Here is a 20,198-nt window from a genome sequence, read left to right as displayed (position 1 = left end):
ATGTAATCAAGGGAGTCGGACATGCGGAAGCAGCAGTGGAGGGGCGGCCCGGGCTGGCAACAGTCCGAGGTCCCGCCCGCGGACGACGCGGCGGCCTGGTTCTCCGGCAGGCTGCCCGACGGGTGGTTCACCGGGCAGCCGGAGGTGACCGTGGACCGCGAGGAGATCCTGGTCGTCGGCACCCTGCCCACCCTGGAGGGCGACTACCCGGACGACGCGGCCCGCGCCGCCGCCGAGTCCGGCCGGATCGCCCGGTGGCGCGAGGACACCCGGGAGGAGCGCATCGAGATCGCCCGGCAGGCCGAGCACCGCTACGGCCGCAAGGTCGCGTGGGGCGCGCGGCAGGGCGACACCGAGGAACTGTTCACCACGTTGTCGGTGCCGGTGATGACCAGGCTGCGCCAGCCGGAACGGCTGATTTTGGACACCCTGGTGTCCTCGGGCGTGGCCCGGTCCCGCTCGGACGCGCTGGCCTGGACGGTCCGCCTGGTCGGCAAGCACGCCGAGGAGTGGCTGGGGTCGTTGCGCGAGGCGATGAGCAAGGTCGACGACCTGCGCGCGCAGGGACCGGACCTGTAAATCGGTTGGCGGGGCCACCGGACTGCCGCCATGGTGGTCCGGTGGCACTGACCGGTGAGCTCGTGCGGCTGCGCCCCATCGAGCCGGAGGACGCCGACCCCATGTGGCGCTGGCACAACGACCCGGACGCGATGCGGTGGATGACCGAGGGCTACCCGGAGTCGTTGGCGCAGCTGCGCAAGCGCTTGGCGGACTTCCCGCCGAACAGCTACTCGCGGGTCCGCTTCGCCGTGGAGACCCTCGACGAGGGCAGGTTCGTGGGCGTGGTGGTGCTCCGCGACGCCGAACCCGAGTCCGGCCGCGCCGAGGTCGACATCTACTTCGGCGACGCGGACGCCCGGGGCAAGGGCTACGGCACCGAGGCCCTGCGGCTGCTGTGCCGGTGGGGCTTCCACAACATGCGCCTGCACGCGATCCAGCTGTACGTGGTCGTGGACAACGTGGCGGCCGTCCGCGTGTACGAGAAGGTCGGCTTCATCGTCGAGGGCCGCCTCCGCGAGGTCTTCCGCCGAGACGGTCAGCTGCACGACATGCTGTTGATGAGCGTGCTGGCCCGCGAGTTCGAGCAGGCCTAGGAGTATCGCAAGGTCGTGGATCCCGCGACTGGAAAGGCGGGGCGGGAGAAGACAGCCCTCTACGGCAAGGGGGACCGCTACAAGGTGCGGTACCTCGACCCGGACGGGCGGGAGCGGTCGAAGTCACCTGTTCCCGTTCTTCGAGCGGAAGTCGCTCGGGGGGATCAAGCCAGGTGACGTGCAGGCGTGGCTGCGTCAGTTGCAGGACAGGTCCGTGGCGGCCAACTACCGGGTGTTGCTGTTCACGCGCCTGGCGTCGATCCTCAACGCCGCTGTCGACGACAAGCGCATTCTTGAGAATCCCTGCCACGCACGGAGCGTCACCCGTCCGCAGGTCGAGCAGAAGCGGGTGGCGGTGTGGTCCGCTTCGAGGGCGTCGGCCGTTATGGACGCGTTGCCCGACCGGTTCAAGATCGCTGTTGCGGTGGGGCAGGGTTCGGGCTTCGGCAGGGTGAGATCTTCGGGCTCTCGCCCGACGACCTCGACCGGGAGGCCGAGTCGGTCAACGTGGTCCGCCAAGTTCGGCTCGTTGAGAACCAGCCTGTCTTCGCCCCGCCGAAACGCCGGAAGACGAGGAGCGCGCCTCTGGCCTCTGGCATCCTGCGGGAGCTGGACGAGTACATGGAGCGGTTCCCGCCCGTGGCGCTCACCCTGCCCTGGCTGCACCCGGACGGGGATCCCGTGACGACGGGATGCACGCACTGCGGCACCTGTTCGCCTCGGTCCTGCTCGACGCGGGGGAGTCGGTGAAGGCCGTTGCCGAGTACCTCGGGCACACCGACCCGGGCTTCACGCTGCGGGTCTACACCCATCTCCTGTCGAGCAGCCACGACCGGACACGCAGGGCTGTGGACACCTTCATCGGCGGCCTGGGCGGGGCCGGCTCTCCTGGTGACGGCCTGGAGGCGGCCTGAGAGGGGGTGAGCCCCCTGAAACCGCAGCTAGGAGTAGATGACCAGCCAGATCGCCACGTAGTGGCAGGCGGCGGCGAGCACGGTGGCGGCGTGGAAGAACTCGTGGTGGCCGAAGGTGCCGGGCCACGGGTTGGGCCACTTCGTGGCGTAGAAGACCGCGCCGACGGTGTAGAACAGGCCGCCGGTCAGCAGGAGGACCAGCGCGGCCACGCCGGCGTGCGAGAGCAGCTGCGGCAGCACGAAGATCGCCACCCAGCCCAGCGCCACGTAGATCGGCGTCCCCAGCCAGCGCGGTGCGTGCGGCCAGAGCATCTTCAGGGCGACCCCGAGCACGGCCCCGCCCCACACCACGGACAGCACGATGTAGCCGGTGGGCTGGTCCATCGCCAGCAGGCTGAACGGCGTGTACGTGCCCGCGATGAACAGGAAGATCATCGAGTGGTCGAGCCGCTTCATCATGGTGTGCGCGCGCTGGGTGACCCACCAGCGCCGGTGGTAGAGCGCGCTCACGCCGAACAGGCCGAGCACCGTGACGCCGTAGACCGAGGTCGCCAGGACCGCGCGGGCCGACACAGTGGCGGCGAGCGAGACCAGGGTGCCGATGGTGGCGACCGAGATGAAGAACGACCACAGGTGGATCACGCCGCGCATGCGGGGCTTGGAGTGACCGGCCGGGGGCTCGGTCAGCGTCGCTGACGTCACCCGACCGACGTTACGGGACCGTAGGTTCACCCGCCACACCCCTGTTGCCGACCCCACCCCCGCCCCTACGACCAGCCCACCACCTCCCGGTGCTCCACCCCCAGGCACCGGTCCATCACGACGTCGAGCCCGCCCGCGGCCGCCACCTCGGCTGCCTCCGGCGAGATCACCCCCAGCTGCATCCACAGCGCGCCCGCCCCCACCTCGACCGCCGCCGCGGCCACCTCGACGGCGAAGGCGGGCTGCCGGAACACGTCGACGATGTCGATCTCCCCCGGCACCTCCGCCAGCGAGGCGTACGCGGGCAGCCCCTCCCACGACTCCAGCCCCGGGTTGACCGGGTACACGGTGAGCCCGGCGGAGCGCAGGTAGCTCGCCACCCCGTGGCTGGGCCGCGTCGGCGAGGCGCTCAGCCCCACCACGGCCACCGTCCGCGACTCGCGGACCAGGCGTTCGATCACCGCGAGGTCCTGCCATATCGGATCGATCCGGATGCGCTGCACCTGCCCAGTGTGCTCCCACGGGCCGCTCGACGGCGTACTCTCTTCGGCCGTGAGTCTCCGCAGGCGCGTGGCCGACGTCGTGTACGGCATCTACGAGAAGCGGCTAGTCCAGCAGGCGGGGGGCCGCACCCCGAGGCACGTGGGCGTCATGCTCGACGGCAACCGCCGGTGGGCCAGGGAGGCGGGGTTCACCGACGTCAACGACGGCCACCGGGTCGGCGCCCGGCGGATCGCCGACCTGCTCGGCTGGTGCGAGGAGGCCGGGGTCGAGGTGGTCACCCTCTGGCTGCTCAGCACCGACAACCTCAACCGCGACCCGGCCGAGCTGGCGCCGCTGCTGCAGATCATCGGCGACGTGGTCGACGAGCTCGCCGAGCCGGGCGCGCCGTGGCGGCTGCGGATCATCGGCGCCCAGGACATCCTGCCCACCGAGACCGCCAACCGGCTGCAGGCGGCGGCGAGCCGGGCGGCGGGCCGCGAGGGCATGGAGGTCAACATCGCGGTGGGCTACGGCGGCAGGCGCGAGATCGCCGACGCGGTGCGCAAGCTGCTCCAGCAGCACGCCGAGGCGGGCACCACGATCGAGGAGCTGGCCGAGGTGCTCGACGTCGACCACATCTCCGAGCACCTCTACACCTCCGGCCAGCCCGACCCCGACCTGGTGATCCGCACCTCGGGCGAGCAGCGGCTCTCCGGGTTCCTGCTGTGGCAGTCGGCGCACTCGGAGTTCCACTTCTGCGAGGCCTACTGGCCCGACTTCCGCCGCACGGATTTCCTGCGGGCGCTGCGCGCGTACGGAATCCGGCACCGCAGGTTCGGTTCCTAGCCACAAGTTTCCGGCCGGACCGGCAAAAGCCCGTAGTATGCGCCGCCCCGGTTGGTCACGCAATCACCCCCGCGACCACGCTGTGTGCCGCCGAGGTGACGGTGCCTACCGTCCGCACCCCGGCTCCCGACTCGAATGGCCGCTGCCGCTGGTCACGACGTGTGGTATGTGGACGGTCGGGCTAACGCTGCGGGGGATGTGGCGCCCAGATGTCATGGTGGTGACGAAATCGAAAATCACTCGCCCGGCCGCATGCCGTTTGTCAGTGGACGCAGGTAGCTTCCGAGGTGTCGGCCCGTGTCCACTGCGGTCCGGCCCGGGAGGCCCTGGTCGTGAGCATGACGATCGCGAGGGGGCCGGCGCCCGGCCCTCGTGGGAGCCGAGGTGGACGCCGCTAAGCCGAGGGCGTCAGCCGATGCGACCCAGCCAGGGCCTGGTGCCCGGCCCACCGAGGAGCGGGCGCGGGTGCCGCGTTCGCAAGGGAGTTGCCGTGACCGCTTCGCGTTCGTCCAGGCGCACCGCAGGCCTTTCCTCAAGCCCGTCGGCCCCTCAGGAGGCCGACCCAGCCAGGCGTACCTATGTCCTCGACACCTCCGTGCTGCTGGCCGACCCGTGGGCGCTGACCCGGTTCGACGAGCACTCGGTGGTCGTGCCGCTGGTGGTCATCAGCGAGTTGGAGGGCAAGCGGCACCACCCCGAACTCGGGTGGTTCGCCCGCGAGACGCTGCGGCTGCTCGACGACCTGCGCCTGCGGCACGGCAGGCTCGACAAGCCGATCCCGATCGGCGACGCCGACGGCACCCTGCACATCGAGCTCAACCACACCGACCCCTCGGTCCTGCCACTCGGCTTCCGCACCGACGGCAACGACGCGCGGATCCTGGCCTGCGCGCTGAACCTGGCGGCCGAGGGCCTGGCGGTCACCCTGGTCACCAAGGACATCCCGCTGCGCGTCAAGGCGGGCGCGGTCGGCCTGGACGCCGACGAGTACCGCGCGGGCGAGGTAACCCCGTCGGGCTGGACCGGCATCGCCGACCTCGACGTCCCGCACGAGGCAGTGGACGCCCTGTTCGCCGAGGACACCGTCGACCCGGTCGACTTCGGCATCCCGGCGGCGGCTGAACTGCCGACCAACACCGGCCTGCGCCTGCTCGGCGGCTCGAGCAGTGCCCTGGGCCGGGTGACGGCCGACAAGCAGATCAGGCTGGTCCGGGGCGACCGCGAGGCCTTCGGCCTGCACGGCCGCTCGGCGGAGCAGCGGATCGCCCTGGACCTGCTGCTGGACCCGGAGATCGGCATCGTCTCCCTCGGCGGCCGAGCGGGCACCGGCAAGTCCGCCCTGGCCCTGTGCGCGGGCCTGGAGGCGGTCATGGAGCGCGGCCTGCACAAGCGGGTCGTCGTCTTCCGCCCGATGTACGCGGTCGGCGGCCAGGACCTCGGCTACCTGCCGGGCTCCGAGAGCGAGAAGATGATGCCCTGGGCGCAGGCGGTGTTCGACACCCTGGGCGCCCTGGTCGGCGCACACGTGATCGAGGAGGTCCTCGACCGCGGCATGCTGGAGGTCCTGCCGCTCACCCACATCAGAGGCCGCTCCCTGCACGACACCTTCGTCATCGTCGACGAGGCCCAGTCCCTCGAGCGCAACGTCCTGCTGACGGTGCTCTCCCGCCTCGGCTCCGGCTCCCGGGTGGTGCTCACCCACGACGTCGCCCAACGCGACAACCTCCGCGTCGGCAGGCACGACGGCGTCGCCGCCGTGATCGAGAAGCTCAAGGGCCACCCCCTCTTCGCCCACGTGACCCTCACCAGGTCGGAGCGTTCCCCCATCGCCGCCCTGGTGACCGAGATGCTCGAAGACCACACAGGCTGACCAGAGGAGGCGGCGGCCCCACCACCGGGCCGCCGCCTCCCGCCAACCCAAGTCGTCTTCCACCACTCGACCGACGTGCCACGCCCAGTCCGTCTTGGCCCCGCCGGGCCGCCCCGCTCACCCACGCGCATCAAAGAACCCGCCCCGCCAAGCCGCCCGCCACAACAGAACCCGCCTGCGAAGCAGCTCTACCAAGCAGAGCCCGTCCTACCAAGCCGCTCCGCCACCCCACAACAGACTCGCCCTACCCGGCCACCCGCCAAGCCGAGCCGGCCCCACCAAGCCCCTCCTGTCGACCACCCCGCCGCCTGCATCCCATACGCAGCCAAAACACGGCCTGTCTCGGGTTGTCAAGGCATCTTTCCCGCCTTGACAACCCGAGACAGGCCGTAGTCACAATTGGCGTAGGGGAAGCAGGAACCCAGGGAAGCAGGCCCCTCAACAAACTAGTCCAGGGCGCGACGCAAGAACCCCCGAATCCCCACCACCCCGAACACCGCACAAGCCCCCACCATCACCAGCAAACTGATCCAAATAGGAATGTGCGGCACCTGCGGCACCAGTTCCGCCCGCATCCCCTCACTGACATAGGTCAACGGGTTCAGCGCGCACACCACCTGGAACCACCGCAGCTGCGACAGCCCCATCCACGGGAACTGCGTGGACCCGGTGAACATCAGCGGCATCAGGATCACCGCGAACAGGATGTTGATCTGCTTGGGCTGCACCGAGGTCCCGATCGTCATCCCGATCGCCGCCCCGACCAGCGACCCCAGCACGATGATCAGCCCCACCGGCAGCCAGGCGGACGCTGGCCAGTGCACGTCGTCCAGGATCAGGAACCCGATCGGGATCATCACCGCCGCCGCGATCACCCCGCGCAGTGCGCCGAACAGCATCTTCTCCACCGCCACCCAGGCGATCGGGATGGGCGCCAGCAGTCGGTCCTCGATTTCCCGGGTCCAGGAGAAGTCCATGATCAGCGGCATGGTCGTGTTCTGCAGCCCGCCGAGGAACCCGTTCAGGGCCACGATTCCCGGCAGCAGGATCGCCGCGTAGTCCCCGCCGACGTACCCGATGCTGGTGAGCACCTTGCCGAAGATGAACAACGTGAAGAACGGTTGCACGATCACCTGGGCGAGGAATGGCAACAGCTCGCGCCCGGTGACGAACGTGTCGCGCCACAGCACGGACCCGAAGGTCCGCAGCGCAGTGCTGGAACTCATCGCAGCTCCCGACCGGTCAGGTGGATGAACACGTCTTCCAAGCTCGGCGTACCGATCGATAGGTCCGTGACCTCACACGACGCTTCACCAAGAACGCGCAGCACAGCAGGTAGCACTACCGCCGCCTCGTGGCCCGTGTAGAGCCGGAACTGTCCCCCAGACGATGGCGCAGGTGCCGGAATCCGCGCCGCGACCGCCGCGGGGATGTTCGGCGGAGGGGCGCCGCCCCCGCTACCGATGCGTTCAACCCGCTCGACGCCGTCAATCCCGGCCAGCACCTTCTCGACGACCTCCCCGTCAGTCCTGTCCAGGTTGACCGTCACGCTCACCGTGGTGCTACCCGGAAGTCCTCGCGTGAGCGCCGTGGGAGTGTCGAGCGCCAGCAGCTTCCCGTGGTCCACGATCCCGACCCGGTCGCACAGCTTGGCCGCCTCGTCCATGTCGTGCGTGGTCAGCACGACCGTCACCCCGTCCGCGCGCAGGTCCTTGACCCGGTCGTGCACGAACAGCCGCGCCTGCGGGTCGAGCCCGGTCGACGGCTCGTCCAGGAACATCACCTTGGGCTGGTGCATCAGCGCCCGGGCGATCATCACCCGCTGGGCCTGGCCGCCGGAGACGATCTCGATCTTGTCCTTGGCCTTCTCGGCCAGCCCCATCCGCTCCAGGATCTCGTCGGCGCGCGCGGTGCGCTCGGCCCGCGGCACACCGTGGTAGGCGGCGTGGAACAGCAGGTTCTGCCTGATGTTCAGCGACCGGTCCAGGTTGTTGCGCTGCGGCACCACCGCCAGCAGCTGCCGCGCCTTCGTGGCCTCGCGCACGACGTCGACCCCGTGCACCAGCGCCTTCCCCGACGTGGGCAGCACCCGCGTCGTCAGAACCCCCACCGTGGTGGTCTTCCCGGCGCCGTTGGGGCCGAGGAGACCGAACACCTCGCCCTGCTCGACGCTGAAGCTCAGGCCGTCCACTGCGGGCTTGGGGTTCTTCTTGTACAGCTTGACAAGGTCCGTGACCTCGACTGCTCTCACGAGGCAACCTTAAGCGCGGCGTCAATTGGGATGATTGGCGCACCCGAGCCGAACCCTCTGCTGTGGATTCACCAGCCCGCGGGCAGCGGCCTTCCCTCGGCGAACCCCGCGGCCGACTGCACGCCCACCACCGCGCGCTCGTGGAACTCCTCCAGCGTGAGCGCTCCCGCGTAGGTGCAGGCGGAACGCACGCCTGAACAGATCGAGTCCAAGAGGTCCTCGACGCCCGGCGCCGCAGGGTCGAGTCGCATGCGCGAAGAGGAGATGCCTTCCTCGAACAGCCCCTTACGCGCGCGGTCGAACCCAGTCTCGGTACGCGTGCGAGCTGTCACGGCCCTCTTAGATGCCATACCGAAGGACTCCTTGTACGGACGCCCTTGTTCATCGCGCAAGAGGTCGCCGGGGGATTCGTACGTCCCTGCGAACCAAGAGCCCACCATCACGCTAGAGGCGCCTGCGGCCAATGCCAGTGCGACATCGCGCGGGTGTCGTACGCCGCCGTCAGCCCATACCGACGCACCCAGCGCGCGGGCCTCGGTGGCGCACTCGTACACCGCCGAGAACTGCGGCCGCCCGACCCCGGTCATCATCCGGGTCGTACACATCGCACCCGGCCCGACGCCGACCTTGATCACGTCGGCACCGGCGGCGACCAGGTCGCGCACGCCTTCAGGGGTGACCACGTTGCCCGCGACCACCGGCACCCCCGGGGCCGCCGACCGCACGGACTTCAGCGCGGCCAGCATCTTCTCCTGGTGCCCGTGCGCGGTGTCCACGACCAGCGTGTCCACGCCGTAGGCCAGCAACGCCGCCGCTTTGCCCGCGACATCGCCGTTGACGCCCACCGCGGCCGCGACACGCAACCGCCCGGCGGCGTCGACCGCGGGCGTGTAGATGTCCGCGCGCAACGCCCCTACCTCGGTCAAGACCCCCGCGAGAATGCCGTCTGCGTCTACCGCGAGCGCTATGGACGCGGTTCGACCGTGCAAGGCGTCGAACACCTCGCGCGGAGCCGCGGACACCGGCAGCGTGACGATCGCCGTATTCGCTACCTCGCCGATCCTGGTGAACCGGTCGACCCCGTGACACGCGGCCTCGTCGACCACGCCAATCGGACGCCCGCCGTCGTCGACCACGACAACGGCCCCGTGCGACCTCTTAGGCAGGAGGTTCAGCGCGTCCGCCACTGAGTCCCCCGCGCGCAAGACCAACGGCGTGTCCCACACCGTGTGCCGCGCCTTCACCCACGCCACGATCTCGCCCACCGCTGCCGGGTCGACATCCTGCGGTAGCACTACCAGGCCACCGCGGCGGGCGACTGTCTCGGCCATCCGCCTGCCCGCCACCGCGGTCATGTTGGCCACGACGATCGGGATGGTGGCCCCCGTACCGTCCGATGTGGACAGATCGACGTCGAACCGGCTCTCGACCGCGGAGCGGCCGGGCACCAGGAAGACGTCGTCGTAGGTCAGGTCGTGCTCGGGCGAGCCGTGGTAGAAGCGCACCTGTTCACCGTACGGGTTCAGCTCCATTCCAGGGTGATACCCGCGATACCGGGTGTCACCGACGGGTAGTACGCGCTGGCCACGAACCCGCGGTCGCAATAGAGGTCCTGGGAGAGCGTGGGCGGTCTCTGGTCGTTGACGCGCACCTCTTGCACGCACCGCGCGGGGAGGTCCTCGGCCGGTAGCTCGAACTGGAGCAAGAACGGCCCAGACGGCGCGCGGAAGATCCGGAAGTACCCAGGGCACTCGATGCCCGACTCGTCGTCGACGGCGTAGCTGAGCACGATGGTGTCGCCCTCGGCGAGCGTGCGGTCGAACATCAGCTCGAACACCATGCCGATCTCGCGCCGCCGGACCCGCCCGAGCCTGCACCCGTCGCCCGCGCTGACCCGCACGCGCGCGATGTCGCAGCCGGGTTCGCCGTGGTAGACGCCGATGTAGCGGTCCACCCCGGCCTGTCGGGCCAGCCCGACGAGCCGGGTGTGCACGCGCCCCTGCGAGCGGTCCGGCGCGATGGTGACGCGCTCGTGGGTCAGCAGCAGCTCGATGTCGGCGTTGCACTGCTCGGGCCGGACGCCGATGTCGGCCAGCAGCTCGCTGGTGATCGGCCCGGCCACCACCAGCTCGGCGAACGAGGCCGACGGCTTGCGGTCGCGCTGGTTGCGCCGGGGCGGCCCGATGAGCACCACCAGCGAGTCCGTCGGCAGCCCGAGCACGGTCTCCAGGCCGCGCACCGCACTGAGCGCGTGGTGCATGTCCGGGTGACGCAAACCGCGCTGCCAGTAACTCAGAGTGGACTCGGCGACATTGATGTCGATCCGGGACAGGTGCGCGCGCAGCCGGGCCAGGGACAGGCCGCGGTGCTCGATTGCCGTGCGCAGAGCCACGTGGAACGGCCCGCGGCGCAGCGCGTCGGCGAGGGCGTCGGCGGACACGGCGACCTCCTGGGTGAACTGGTGTTCCCGATCGGGTGAACTCCTGTGAATGTTCACAGTAACCACTGTCTACCGGCGGGTAAAGGTGCGAACTCGCTGCGGAACGCTCCGCCGCTCACCCAGGGCCCCTTGTCGGCCACTCACCGCAGCCGCACTGTTCCGAGCACTCCGACCCTGCTTAGGAGGCTCGATGAACCGCACCGCGACCCGCTCGGCGTTCGCGGCCACGCTCGTGGCCGTGCTCGCCTGGCTGGTTAGCCAGACCCCCGCGGCAACCGCCGCGATCGCGCAAGCGCCCTCGTTCAGCATGCAAGCCCAGCAGAAGACCAACTGGTGCTGGGCGGCTTCGGGGACCTCGATCGCGGTCAGCAAGGGGTACTCGGTGACCCAGAACCAGTTCTGCGCCCTCGCCAAGAACCGCAATACCGCCTCGGCGTGCCCGAACGACCAAGCCGACCTCGGCGAGGTCCGCAACGGGTTCTCCAAGCTCGGCTTCAGCAACCCGGGCAGCTACGTCTACAACTACCTGACCTACGCGGCCATCCAGTCCCAGGTGAACGCGAACCAGCCCATCGAGACCCGCATCGGCTGGAAGTCCGGTGGCGGTCACATGCACGTGCTCTACGGCGTCGACACGTCCAAGAGCTGGGTCTACTGGGGCGACCCGTGGCCCGACAACTACCGCTACAACTGGGCCACCTACAGCTACTACGTCAACAACTCCAGCTTCGCGTGGACCCACACGCTGACCGGGATCCGGGGGTGAACGGCATGCGGAAGTCGTTGGTGAGGGGCGTCCTCGCCCTCTCGGTCGCGGTGCTCGGCGTGGTCGGCTACGCCGGGTACGCCATGGCGGACCCGTCCCCGGTCGACGGCGCCGTGTCCGCCGCGGACACCGCCAAGGCCCAGGCGGCCGCGACGGCCCCCGACGTGACAGCCACCGTGGGCAAGTTCCTCGGCCAGGCGAACACCGCCAGGTCGGGCGTGGCCTCGGCCGACGTCCAGGCATCAGTCGGCGGCACGTCGGTCGCGGTCTACGAGCTCAACGCCGACTTCGTCGCGGGCCGCTCGCCCAAGGCGGGCCGGTTCTCCTACGTCGCCGTCCCGGCCAAGGGCGCCGACGGCAGCGCGGCTTCGGTCTGGACGGTCAAGGACCAGGCGGGCAACTGGCAGGTGGCCAACATCGCCGCCGGTGACATCGAGTTCGCCCAGGCGACCAAGCTCACCGCGGGCGCGGTCCTGCTGCGCGAGCCGCAGACCAACACCTGGTACGCGCTGACCGGCAACAACGTCCGCGCACTGGCGACCGGCAAGACCATGACCCTCAGCCAGTACCAGCACGATGTGTCAGCCAGGTACGGGGACAAGCTCCCCGGCTCCGCCTACGACCGCAAGGGCACCGCAGGCGGCTTCTCATCCCCGAGCACGGGCCTGATGTCCCCGACCGGTGCGGGCACCACCGCGTCTACTGGTACACCGTGGATCGTGATCGGGATCCTGGTGGTCGGCGTCGCTGTGGTGGCCTTCGCGGCCGCCTCCCCTGCACGGCGGCGAAGCTGACCAGGCGGCGGTGGCCCGGTGAGGAGCAGCCGGGCCACCGCCGCTTCTCTGCTGCAAGAGCAGTTGCCATCCTGGAAATGAACGACGACAGCAACAACAACCAGACCTTGCGCCGCTGCCACTACCACCACTGGCACGACCGCCACTGCCCATCACCACCACAACCGCCACTGCCCGCTGGCGCCGCCGCCACTACAACCGCCGCCGCCACCACCGCGCCGCCACCGCGCCACCGCCACCGCCACCGCGCCGCCACCGCGCCACCGCCACCACCAAACCCTTGTCCCACAACACCAATTCCCTTGTCCCGTAACACAACCCCCACCAAGCCGGTCGCGAACACCCAACCTGCTCGATGGGGTGGAGTGGCTTTGTTTGGGGAGAAAAGAGGCGCTAGCCTGACCCAGGCGGTGGGTATCCCTTTCCCACCCGCTCTACCCACGGCGCCTCTTTTCTTAGGGGCCCCAAACAAAGCCACTCCACCCCATCGAGCACACCGCCAAAGCAAGCCCCGACGCGCCACCGCCAAAGCAAGCCCCGACGCGCCACCGCCAAAGCAAGCCCCGACGCGCCCACCCCAAGCAAGCCCTCGGACGCGCCCACCACCAAGAAGCCCCCGCCGCGCACCCGGCACCAGCCGCGCACCCAGCACCAAGAGCCACCCTCAGAGCAGCAGTAACGCAACCCCCACCCCCAACGACGCAGAGACGTGCGCATCCCCCTCCTCTGGGCAGCCCTAGCCGCACTCACCACCCTGCTCAAACCCGCCGACTGGCAGATCATCTCCCTCGCGCTAGGCGCCCTAGCCCTCGCCGCCACAGCCGTGCACCGCCGCACCCCCGTGCGCCTGCTGGGCGAAGTGCTCGGCGTGCTCCTCTTCCTCTTCAACGCCTTCTGGACCTTCGCCGCCATCGGCATCGCCGTCGAAGCAGGTAGGACTACCGACTGGCTCTTCGTCCTCTCGGCAGCCGCGCAGTCCGCCCTGTTCGCTTGGGCATACGCGACTACCCGGGCAAGAGACCTCGTAGGGTCTCGATAGTGTCGGCCAGCTCCGGTGTCTTGTCGGGGCGGTAGCGCAAGACCCGCGCGAAGCGCAGGGCCACGCCGCCGGGATACCTGGTGCTGACCTGCACACCGTCCAGCGCGATCTCCACCACCAACGCTGGTCTTAAGTAGACAGCCCAGTCGTCGCGGGAGGACTCGTACTCCGGGAACGTGGCGGTCTGCCAGCGCAAGAGTTCGTCCGTGAGCCCCTTGAACGTCTTGCCCACCATGACAAACGGGCCACCGTCAGGGTCGCGGGCGCCGAGGTGCAGGTTGGACAAGAACCCGGTTCGCCGACCGTGGCCCCACTCCGCCCCTAGTACTACCAGGTCGAGGGTGTGCACCGGCTTGACCTTCTGCCAAGCCTTCCCGCGTCTACCGGCCGCGTACACCGACGACAGGTCCTTGACCATCACGCCCTCGTGCCCCGCGGCCAACGCAGCCTCGGTCAGCTCTGCGGCCTCTTCCTCCGACGGCTCTACCGCACCGGGGATGACGTGCGGCCCTACCGCGCGTGCGAGGTAATCGCGGCGGACGCTAAGAGGTTCGTCGAGCAGGTCTACGCCGTCCAAGTGTAGGCAGTCGAAGAAGTACGGCCTTAGCAGCAGCGCCTTGACCTGTTCCTCTACCGTGCTGCCGAACCTGCTCATCGTCTCTTGGAACGGTCGCGGCCTACCGTCGTCGTTGAGCGCGAGCGTCTCGCCGTCGAGGACTACGGAGCGGCAGGGGAACCCGCGCACCAGTTCCACCAGCTCCGGCACACTCCCGGTGATCTCCCGCAGCGTGCGCGTGTAGATGTGCACGTCGTCGCCGTCGCGGTGGACCTGGATGCGGGCGCCGTCCAGCTTGTACTCGACCAGGCACGGCGCCAGCTCGGCCAACGCCTCAGTCAGCGAGGACCCCGGCGAGGCCAGCATCGGCCGCACCGGCCTGCCCAACTCGAGTCCGAACGCCGACAGTGCCTCGGTGCCCCCGCTCAACGCGGCGGACGCGGTGGCGGGCAACGTGCCGGAGAGCATGAACGCCCGTCGCACAACGTCACCAGCGACATCACTTGCCCTAGCGACGGCGTCGAGCATGATCCCTTCCAACGCCCCCTGCCGCAGCTCACCGGTGAGCAACGACCGCAGGAACCATTGCTCATCCGCCGTCGCGCGCGCGAAGAGCGAGCCCAACAGCTCAGCCCGCCGCGCCGCCGACCCCTTGCCCGCCGTACCCGCGACCTCGCCCAGCACGCCGTCGACATCGAGCACCGTCAGTGAGGACTCCACCGCCGGGGTATCGGCGAGGTCCACGATCGTGCGCCAGCCCGCACCGATCCGACCCTGCCGGGGCGCGCCCGCGAGGAACGCCACCACCGGCGCCACCTCCTCGACCGCGGCCCGCCGCAACAACCCGGCAAGCGCGTCAACCTTCGCCAACCGCGACCGGGTAGCCCCGACCGCGGCCGACACCGCTACCACGTCCGCGAAGTCCAGCACGGGCCCATCGTGCCCCGGCCCACCGACAACCGCAGGTCAGACCGCCCCGCGGCTATGCGGGGACGGTGTACCAGCGCTGGTTGGTCCTGCCGTGGCAGTCCCACAGACCCGCGGCCGCGCCGTTGTCCCGGTTCAGGTAGAGCACGTCGAGGCACTTGTTGTGCAACCTGCTCTTGAGCAGCGAGCCGTCGCGGTACCAGCTCTGGTTCGCCCCGCCGTTGCAGTCCCACAGACCGGCCTTCGCCCCGTTGTCAGTGTTGAAGAACAGGACGTCCAGACACTTGTTGTGCAGCGAGCTGCGAATCTGCTCGCCAGTGGAGTACCAGCGCTGGTTGGCGCCGCCGTTGCAGTCCCAGAAGCCTGCGGTAGCGCCATTGTCGGTGTTGAAGAACAGCACGTCCAAACACTTCCCGTGTAGTTCGCTGCGAATGTAGAACTCGGCCGGACCCAGCTCGTGGCTTGTGTCGGCGGTGCTCGTCCCGGCCGCCGTGAACATGGCGGTCAGCATGATCGCGATGGTCGCCAGACCGGGTCGGACCGCACTCCGTAGCCGCATCATCCCTGCTCCTTTCCCTGATGTGTGCCGTGCGACGACCCGCGGGTGCGGGCCGTTGAATTTGATCCGTGACTGCGTCTCGCAATTTCGCCAATAGCCCACCACGGCTCGAGTTGGCCGGACAACCTCTATTCGGGCGAAGCTCCGAAAGGTGTAAAGCGCCACGGTTGGCACGGGTCTACTGACGGGGTCCATAGGTGGTTCGGCAGAATTTCCGAGCGCTCAATTCGCGTTTCCACTGTCCTTTTGGTGAGCTGTTGTGGAATGAAGGAAGAGTTTTCCTGTCGAGTACGTTCCGGAACGGCCACCACCACGAGTCCCCCTCCGACCGCCGGCAGTGGACCTCGGCCGGCGGGTCTGGCCGTGTCCCGGTCGTGGGTCGGCGGGAACTTCGGTCGGGGTTCGGGTGAACCTCGGCGGTTCTCGGCCGTCTAGGAGGGTGAGCCCCCCGTACCAGTGGAGCCCTTCATGCGCTTGCTCTTGGCTGTCGCCCTGCTCGCGGTGGCGGCAGTGTCGGGTTGTGCCGACCGCACGCCGCCCGCCGCCGAGTCCCGTCCTGATCGGGTCGCCCGTCCGGTCGCGCCCCCGGCGCAGACCGCGACCGAGGTGATCCCGCTGGTCAATCCGGTGTGGACTGTCAGAGCCCGGTAGCCGCGGCGATCTCCCCGACGGCGGCGCGCAGGCGGTCCGTGGACAGCGCCGCGTAACCCACGACGAGACCCGGGAACGGGCTCGTGGACAGTGCGTAGCTGGATAGTGCCGGTGCGTTGATCCCGCGCGCGGCAAGAGTCTCCTGCAGCGCCCTGTCATTGACGTGGTCAGGCAGCCTAAGGACCACGTGCAGCCCTGCCGCCACGCCATACGGGCGCCAGTCCGGTAGTTCTGCGGCGACTGCCGCCAATAGAGCATCCCGTCGACGCCGGTAGAGCTGTCTGCTGCGGCGGAGGTGGCGGTCGTATCCACCCGTTCGCAGCAGGTGCGCAAGAGCGGCCTGGGGGAGTGGTGAACACCCGAGGTCCGATAGTCGCTTCTGGTCGACCACTCGCGATCGCAACGCCTCGGGGACGACCATCCAACCCAGGCGGATCGCCGGTGCCAAGACCTTGCTGACGCTGCCCAGATAGATCACCCGGTCGCGGTCGAGCACTTGGGTGGTCCCCACCGCAGGCCGGTCGTAACGGTGTTCGGCGTCGTAATCGTCCTCGAGCACGTACCCGTCCCGTTCACGCGCCCACGCGACCAGTGCGCGCCGACGTTGTGGACTGAGCACTACCCCGAGGGGGAACTGGTGGGCCGAGGTAACCAAGACGGCTCGACAACCCGTGCGCGGCAAGAGGTCTACGCGCATGCCGTCTTCGTCTACCGGAACTGGGACGGGCTTGAGCCCGTGTGCCGCCAACGCCTCCGCCGACCCTGGGTGCGTGGGGTCCTCAACAGCTATGGACCTGTGCCCGGCCGCTCTTAGCACCCGCGCGATCAACGACTCACTCTCGGCCACGCCGTGCGTGATCACCACGTCGGCCGCGTCCACTGCCCGGACTCGCCCCAGGTAAGACGCGAGTTCAGCTCTCAACGCCGGTAGTCCTGCCGGATCCGGGTAGCCCAAGTCGTCGTCGGTCAATGACGCGAGACCGGCCTTGCTTGCGGCCTGCCACTCCGAGCGCGGGAAGGCGCTAAGAGCAGGCACACCTGGTTTCAAGTCGTACCGCCACCGCGGTAGCTCTTGTGCCTCCAGCAAAGGGGCTTCGTTGGTAGCGGTAGGCGCCGCCGCGACGGTTGTCCCTGACCCGTGCCGAGCACGCAGGTAGCCCTCAGCGGTGAGTTGCGCGTACGCCGCGCTCACGGTTCCGCGCGAGAGTCCCAACTGACCCGCTAGATCGCGCGTAGAGGGCAACCGCGTGCCGTGCGGAAGAGTCCCGTCGCGGATGGCGGCTCTTACCGCGGCTTCCAGCGCGCGCCCACGTCCGCCCCGGCCCGCCTCGGCGATCCCGGGCACCAGGAGCTCGCGGAGCATGGGCGCGGTCATGACCCCGAGCCTACGGTCCACCCACCGGCTCGCCCGGGTAACCGGCCCGGGCTCGGGCCCGCTCAGAACTCGATCTTGGCCGACGGCGTCTTCCCGTCCTGGGCCTCCCACGCCCGGGCGACCTCGGCCCTGGCCAACGCCCAGAGCACCTGCTGGTGGATGTCCTTGTCCCCGCCCGCGGAGGCGACCGAGCACGTGATCACCACGGTGCCCACCTTGACCGCGACGTTGTACTCGGCCTTCTGCGCGGAGGGGTCGGGGCCCCCGAAGGCGACCGATTCGTCACCGTCGAGGTCGGGGATCACCAGCGGTTGCACGCCGTTACCGTCGTTCTGGATCCGCTGGCCGCCCACCAGGTACCCCGCGCGGGCATCCTCGGAGCTGCCGAAGGTGTTCACCACGGTCAGCACGGTGAAGCGGCCGTACTTGTAGCCGGCGACGTGGATGGCCGTGCCGCCGTAGCACAGGTTGAACTGGTCCGGGCACGGTACCGGCCCCTGGGCCGTGGTCGCCTGCCACCCGCCGGGGAGGTTCGCTTGATCGGGGGGAATGCCCCGCAGGAGCTGGCTGTCGGTGATCGGCGCGGCGTTGTGCGCGGTGCCGCCGGACAGCGCGATGCCGCCGTAGACCAACCCCGCCAGCACCACGATGGCCACGACGATCGTGATGATCAGCAGCCCGGGCGAGTTGCGGATATTGGTGATCGTCTGCGCCCCGAGCGAGATGTTCTGGCGGCCCCGAAGGGTGCTGCCCTGGATGACCAGACTGCCGGTGTTGTGCACCGGCCCGCCGCGCAGCGCGCTGGTCAGCTGGGCGGTGAACACGGGGTCGCTGACGAGCACCTGCCGCACCACCTCGCGGGCGGCGAGGGCCGCCGCCGGGTCGGTCGGGTTGGCCGCCAGGCCGGTGAGGGCCGCCTCGCCGGGGCCCCACCCCGCTACCCGGGACCGCACCAGGTCGGTGACCGTCTGGCCGACGGTGCTCGCCACCCCGGTCGCCACCTGGGTCAAGATCTGGACCGCCGCGTCCGCCACGCTTTCCGGTGAATCCACGTGACCCTCCGTTCGCCTCGGTTAGATGATCATCGGGTACCGCGGCTGCCCACGTGGGGATGATCGTCCTGGGGATGAGAGGTGAGGACGAGGGAATCGGTCGATCGTCCCCCGATCGGCCGATTCAGCGGGCGAAGCGATCGAGGGCGGCCACGATGTGGTCGGACATGGTAGTGCTACCGGTGTGCCCGGAGTCCCCGATGATGTCCAGCTCCGCGCCCGGCCAGCTGTCGGCGACCTCCTGGGCGATACCGGGTAGCCCGCTCAGGTCATGCGCGCCGTGGATGAGGACTGCGGGGATCCCAACGAGTTTCGCGGGATCCGGTAGTGCGTCCGCTAGCCAGCAGCCGTGCGAGAAGTAGTGGGCGCAGATGCGCACCAGGGCTAGGCGTTCGGCTTCGGTGCGGTCTTGGAACGCGGTGGACAGGCCGGAGGGTTCGGTGGACAAGACCGCGTCTTCCCAGGCGCTCCAACGGTTCGCGGTGCTGAGGCGGACGGCGGGGTCGGGGTCTTCCATGAGCTGGGCGTAGGCGTTGAGCAAGTCGTCGGCAGGTAGCCCCGCGCGGAACCGCTCCCACGCTTCGGGTAGCACTGAGCCGACACCGCGATAGAGCCAGTCCAGCTCGGAGCGGCGGCTCGTGGTCACTCCCGCGATCACGACTTCGGAGACGTGCGCGGCAAACTGTTGTGCGTAAGCGAGGATCAGCGTGGATCCCCAAGAGCCGCCGAACAACAGCCACCGCGAGACGCCGAGGTGTTCGCGCAAGAGCTCCATGTCGGCTAAGAGGTGCTGAGTGGTGTTAACGGACATGTCGGCCGACGGGTCGCTCGCGTGCGGCGTGCTGCGACCACACCCGCGCTGGTCGAACAGGATCGCGCGGTAGCGGAAGGGGTCGAAGTAGCGTCGCCGCACGGGAGACGCTCCCCACCCCGGACCGCCGTGCACGAAGAGCGCGGGCTTACCGGCAGGGTTGCCGCACTCTTCCCAGTACACCTGGTTGCCGTCGCCGACGTCGAGCATCCCGTGCGCGTAAGGCTCGCTAGCTGGGTACATGCCCGCCCTTCCACCAGTTGTGACAGTGCTGTTGTATCAGGCGGGGTAAGTGGACCAGTGGAGAGTGCGAGAAGTGGAGCTATCCACCGGGCCACTTCGCCGGTCAGAGTGGACTGGTGACCGGAAGAAGACAGCGGATGGCCGTCGCTGGGGGACTGCTGACCTCCGCGATGATCGGTGGTTCGGTCCCCGTGTCGGGACTGCTGGTGGACTACCCCTTGCTCACGGGCCAATCGGCGCGGTATGGGTTGGGAGCGGTGCTGCTGGCCCTGTGGGCGCTGACCACGAAGGCGAAGATCGTCCGGCCGAAGGCGCAAGACCTCCCCGCGCTCGTGGCGATCGTCGCGGTGGGGATGTTGGGGTTCAACGCGTTCATGATCGCGGCCCAGCGGTTCGCCGAGCCTGGACTGGTGGCCGCCGTGCTCGGGGGGAGCCCGCTCGTGCTGGCGGCCGCCGCCCCGCTGATGGCGGGGCGACGGCCGAGTGCCCGCACGCTGCTGGGCGCGGCGATCGTGGTCGCGGGCGTGGTGATCCTGTCCGGCGGTGGTACCTGGGTCGGCCCCGGACTGCTCTTAGCCGTGCTGACCATGTTGTGCGAAGCCGGTTTCACGCTCTTCGCGGTAAGAGTGGTCGGCAGGCTAGTACGGCAGCCGCCATTTGGGTTGTGACCTGCGGGAACGTGTGGTGGGGCCCGTGTTCGACGTGGAGCAGCCGCCTGTTGATCATGTGTTTGTGAAGACGACAGGATCGCAGGCGGCTGCGGCT

Annotated in this window: 21 protein-coding genes; 10 read left to right on the top strand and 11 right to left on the bottom strand. The window is 69.2% G+C overall.

Annotated features, from left to right (window positions below):
• Positions 1-21 precede the first annotated feature (21 nt).
• From abmR to QSK30_RS34610, 3 genes are all read left to right on the top strand, one after another.
• Positions 22-579, top strand: coding sequence for an ATP-binding transcription factor AbmR (gene abmR, locus QSK30_RS34620; RefSeq protein ID WP_285509556.1), 558 nt, complete (start codon positions 22-24; stop codon positions 577-579).
• Positions 580-620: 41 nt separating this feature from the next.
• Entirely contained in the window at positions 621-1,154 is a 534-nt protein-coding gene (locus QSK30_RS34615) for a GNAT family N-acetyltransferase (RefSeq protein WP_285509555.1), read from the top strand.
• Positions 1,155-1,846: 692 nt separating this feature from the next.
• Complete coding sequence (locus tag QSK30_RS34610) at positions 1,847-2,068, top strand: tyrosine-type recombinase/integrase (RefSeq protein ID WP_285509554.1); 222 nt, start codon at positions 1,847-1,849, stop codon at positions 2,066-2,068.
• A gap of 27 nt (positions 2,069-2,095) precedes the next feature.
• Here the strand turns inward: QSK30_RS34610 and trhA are convergent, their stop codons facing one another.
• Positions 2,096-2,719: a PAQR family membrane homeostasis protein TrhA gene (trhA, locus tag QSK30_RS34605; RefSeq protein ID WP_285509570.1), complete on the bottom strand. Its 624-nt coding sequence runs from the start codon at positions 2,717-2,719 to the stop codon at positions 2,096-2,098.
• A gap of 116 nt (positions 2,720-2,835) precedes the next feature.
• Entirely contained in the window at positions 2,836-3,273 is a 438-nt protein-coding gene (locus QSK30_RS34600; RefSeq protein ID WP_285509553.1) for a CoA-binding protein, read from the bottom strand.
• A 49-nt stretch (positions 3,274-3,322) separates the two neighbouring features.
• Between QSK30_RS34600 and QSK30_RS34595 the strand changes: the two genes are divergently transcribed.
• Complete coding sequence (locus QSK30_RS34595) at positions 3,323-4,099, top strand: isoprenyl transferase (RefSeq protein WP_285509552.1); 777 nt, start codon at positions 3,323-3,325, stop codon at positions 4,097-4,099.
• A gap of 490 nt (positions 4,100-4,589) precedes the next feature.
• Positions 4,590-5,969, top strand: coding sequence for an RNA 5'-3' helicase PhoH2 (phoH2, locus tag QSK30_RS34590; protein WP_285509551.1), 1,380 nt, complete (start codon positions 4,590-4,592; stop codon positions 5,967-5,969).
• Between the two features lie 446 nt (positions 5,970-6,415).
• Here the strand turns inward: phoH2 and QSK30_RS34585 are convergent, their stop codons facing one another.
• From QSK30_RS34585 to QSK30_RS34570, 4 genes are all read right to left on the bottom strand, one after another.
• Positions 6,416-7,195: an ABC transporter permease gene (locus QSK30_RS34585; protein WP_285509550.1), complete on the bottom strand. Its 780-nt coding sequence runs from the start codon at positions 7,193-7,195 to the stop codon at positions 6,416-6,418.
• A complete protein-coding gene (locus tag QSK30_RS34580; RefSeq protein WP_285509549.1) occupies positions 7,192-8,220 on the bottom strand; it encodes an ABC transporter ATP-binding protein in 1,029 nt (342 codons plus the stop codon). Before QSK30_RS34580 ends, QSK30_RS34585 begins: the two co-directional genes overlap by 4 nt.
• Before the next feature lie 68 nt (positions 8,221-8,288).
• Positions 8,289-9,752, bottom strand: a complete 1,464-nt coding sequence (guaB1, locus tag QSK30_RS34575) for a GMP reductase (protein WP_502871932.1) — start codon at positions 9,750-9,752, stop codon at positions 8,289-8,291.
• Positions 9,743-10,660: a hypothetical protein gene (locus tag QSK30_RS34570; RefSeq protein WP_285509548.1), complete on the bottom strand. Its 918-nt coding sequence runs from the start codon at positions 10,658-10,660 to the stop codon at positions 9,743-9,745. Before QSK30_RS34570 ends, guaB1 begins: the two co-directional genes overlap by 10 nt.
• A gap of 190 nt (positions 10,661-10,850) precedes the next feature.
• Here QSK30_RS34570 and QSK30_RS34565 point away from each other — a divergent pair, with 190 nt between their 5' ends.
• From QSK30_RS34565 to QSK30_RS34555, 3 genes are all read left to right on the top strand, one after another.
• Positions 10,851-11,426 carry a papain-like cysteine protease family protein gene (locus tag QSK30_RS34565; protein WP_285509547.1) on the top strand — a complete coding sequence of 192 codons (576 nt, stop codon included), beginning with the start codon at positions 10,851-10,853 and terminating at the stop codon, positions 11,424-11,426.
• 5 nt (positions 11,427-11,431) lie between these two features.
• Positions 11,432-12,220 carry a hypothetical protein gene (locus QSK30_RS34560; RefSeq protein WP_285509546.1) on the top strand — a complete coding sequence of 263 codons (789 nt, stop codon included), beginning with the start codon at positions 11,432-11,434 and terminating at the stop codon, positions 12,218-12,220.
• A 709-nt stretch (positions 12,221-12,929) separates the two neighbouring features.
• The gene (locus QSK30_RS34555; RefSeq protein ID WP_285509545.1) at positions 12,930-13,259 is read left to right on the top strand and encodes a hypothetical protein; all 330 of its coding nucleotides are present in this window, start codon (positions 12,930-12,932) and stop codon (positions 13,257-13,259) included.
• Here the strand turns inward: QSK30_RS34555 and QSK30_RS34550 are convergent.
• Together QSK30_RS34550 and QSK30_RS34545 are read right to left on the bottom strand one after the other, a co-directional pair.
• Entirely contained in the window at positions 13,225-14,742 is a 1,518-nt protein-coding gene (locus QSK30_RS34550; RefSeq protein ID WP_285509568.1) for an ATP-dependent DNA ligase, read from the bottom strand. The genes QSK30_RS34555 and QSK30_RS34550 overlap by 35 nt on opposite strands.
• 55 nt (positions 14,743-14,797) lie before the next feature.
• Positions 14,798-15,304: an RICIN domain-containing protein gene (locus tag QSK30_RS34545; RefSeq protein WP_285509544.1), complete on the bottom strand. Its 507-nt coding sequence runs from the start codon at positions 15,302-15,304 to the stop codon at positions 14,798-14,800.
• Positions 15,305-15,769: 465 nt separating this feature from the next.
• On the opposite strand from QSK30_RS34545, the gene QSK30_RS34540 reads away from it, so the two are divergent.
• On the top strand, positions 15,770-15,952 hold the full coding sequence (locus tag QSK30_RS34540) for a hypothetical protein (protein WP_285509543.1): 183 nt from the start codon (positions 15,770-15,772) through the stop codon (positions 15,950-15,952).
• On the opposite strand, the gene pdxR is transcribed toward QSK30_RS34540, so the two are convergent.
• The 3 genes from pdxR to pip all read right to left on the bottom strand — a co-directional run bounded on the left by pdxR (position 15,939) and on the right by pip (position 19,433).
• Positions 15,939-17,327, bottom strand: a complete 1,389-nt coding sequence (gene pdxR, locus QSK30_RS34535; RefSeq protein ID WP_285509542.1) for a MocR-like pyridoxine biosynthesis transcription factor PdxR — start codon at positions 17,325-17,327, stop codon at positions 15,939-15,941. The two genes, QSK30_RS34540 and pdxR, sit on opposite strands and share 14 nt — an antisense overlap.
• A gap of 62 nt (positions 17,328-17,389) precedes the next feature.
• Positions 17,390-18,379 carry a hypothetical protein gene (locus QSK30_RS34530; protein ID WP_285509541.1) on the bottom strand — a complete coding sequence of 330 codons (990 nt, stop codon included), beginning with the start codon at positions 18,377-18,379 and terminating at the stop codon, positions 17,390-17,392.
• A 124-nt stretch (positions 18,380-18,503) separates the two neighbouring features.
• Entirely contained in the window at positions 18,504-19,433 is a 930-nt protein-coding gene (pip, locus tag QSK30_RS34525; protein WP_285509540.1) for a prolyl aminopeptidase, read from the bottom strand.
• Positions 19,434-19,549: 116 nt separating this feature from the next.
• On the opposite strand from pip, the gene QSK30_RS34520 reads away from it, so the two are divergent.
• The gene (locus tag QSK30_RS34520) at positions 19,550-20,101 is read left to right on the top strand and encodes an EamA family transporter (protein ID WP_285509539.1); all 552 of its coding nucleotides are present in this window, start codon (positions 19,550-19,552) and stop codon (positions 20,099-20,101) included.
• The last annotated feature ends 97 nt before the right edge of the window (positions 20,102-20,198 follow it).

The organism is Actinokineospora sp. NBRC 105648, from assembly GCF_030269645.1.
Lineage (GTDB): Bacteria > Actinomycetota > Actinomycetes > Mycobacteriales > Pseudonocardiaceae > Actinokineospora.
Note: the sequence above shows the minus strand (reverse complement) of the source record. Positions and strands in the feature narration are given on the sequence as shown.

Excerpts from the sequence above, each read along its gene's own strand:
- guaB1 (WP_502871932.1), bottom strand. The coding sequence starts at position 9,752 with ATGGAGCTGAACCCGTACGGTGAACAGGTGCGCTTCTACCACGGCTCG.
- QSK30_RS34585 (WP_285509550.1), bottom strand. The coding sequence starts at position 7,195 with ATGAGTTCCAGCACTGCGCTGCGGACCTTCGGGTCCGTGCTGTGGCGC.
- trhA (WP_285509570.1), bottom strand. The coding sequence starts at position 2,719 with ATGCGCGGCGTGATCCACCTGTGGTCGTTCTTCATCTCGGTCGCCACC.
- abmR (WP_285509556.1), top strand. The coding sequence starts at position 22 with ATGCGGAAGCAGCAGTGGAGGGGCGGCCCGGGCTGGCAACAGTCCGAG.
- QSK30_RS34610 (WP_285509554.1), top strand. The coding sequence starts at position 1,847 with ATGCACGCACTGCGGCACCTGTTCGCCTCGGTCCTGCTCGACGCGGGG.
- QSK30_RS34565 (WP_285509547.1), top strand. The coding sequence starts at position 10,851 with ATGAACCGCACCGCGACCCGCTCGGCGTTCGCGGCCACGCTCGTGGCC.
- QSK30_RS34560 (WP_285509546.1), top strand. The coding sequence starts at position 11,432 with ATGCGGAAGTCGTTGGTGAGGGGCGTCCTCGCCCTCTCGGTCGCGGTG.
- pdxR (WP_285509542.1), bottom strand. The coding sequence starts at position 17,327 with ATGACCGCGCCCATGCTCCGCGAGCTCCTGGTGCCCGGGATCGCCGAG.
- QSK30_RS34545 (WP_285509544.1), bottom strand. The coding sequence starts at position 15,304 with ATGATGCGGCTACGGAGTGCGGTCCGACCCGGTCTGGCGACCATCGCG.
- QSK30_RS34540 (WP_285509543.1), top strand. The coding sequence starts at position 15,770 with ATGCGCTTGCTCTTGGCTGTCGCCCTGCTCGCGGTGGCGGCAGTGTCG.
- pip (WP_285509540.1), bottom strand. The coding sequence starts at position 19,433 with ATGTACCCAGCTAGCGAGCCTTACGCGCACGGGATGCTCGACGTCGGC.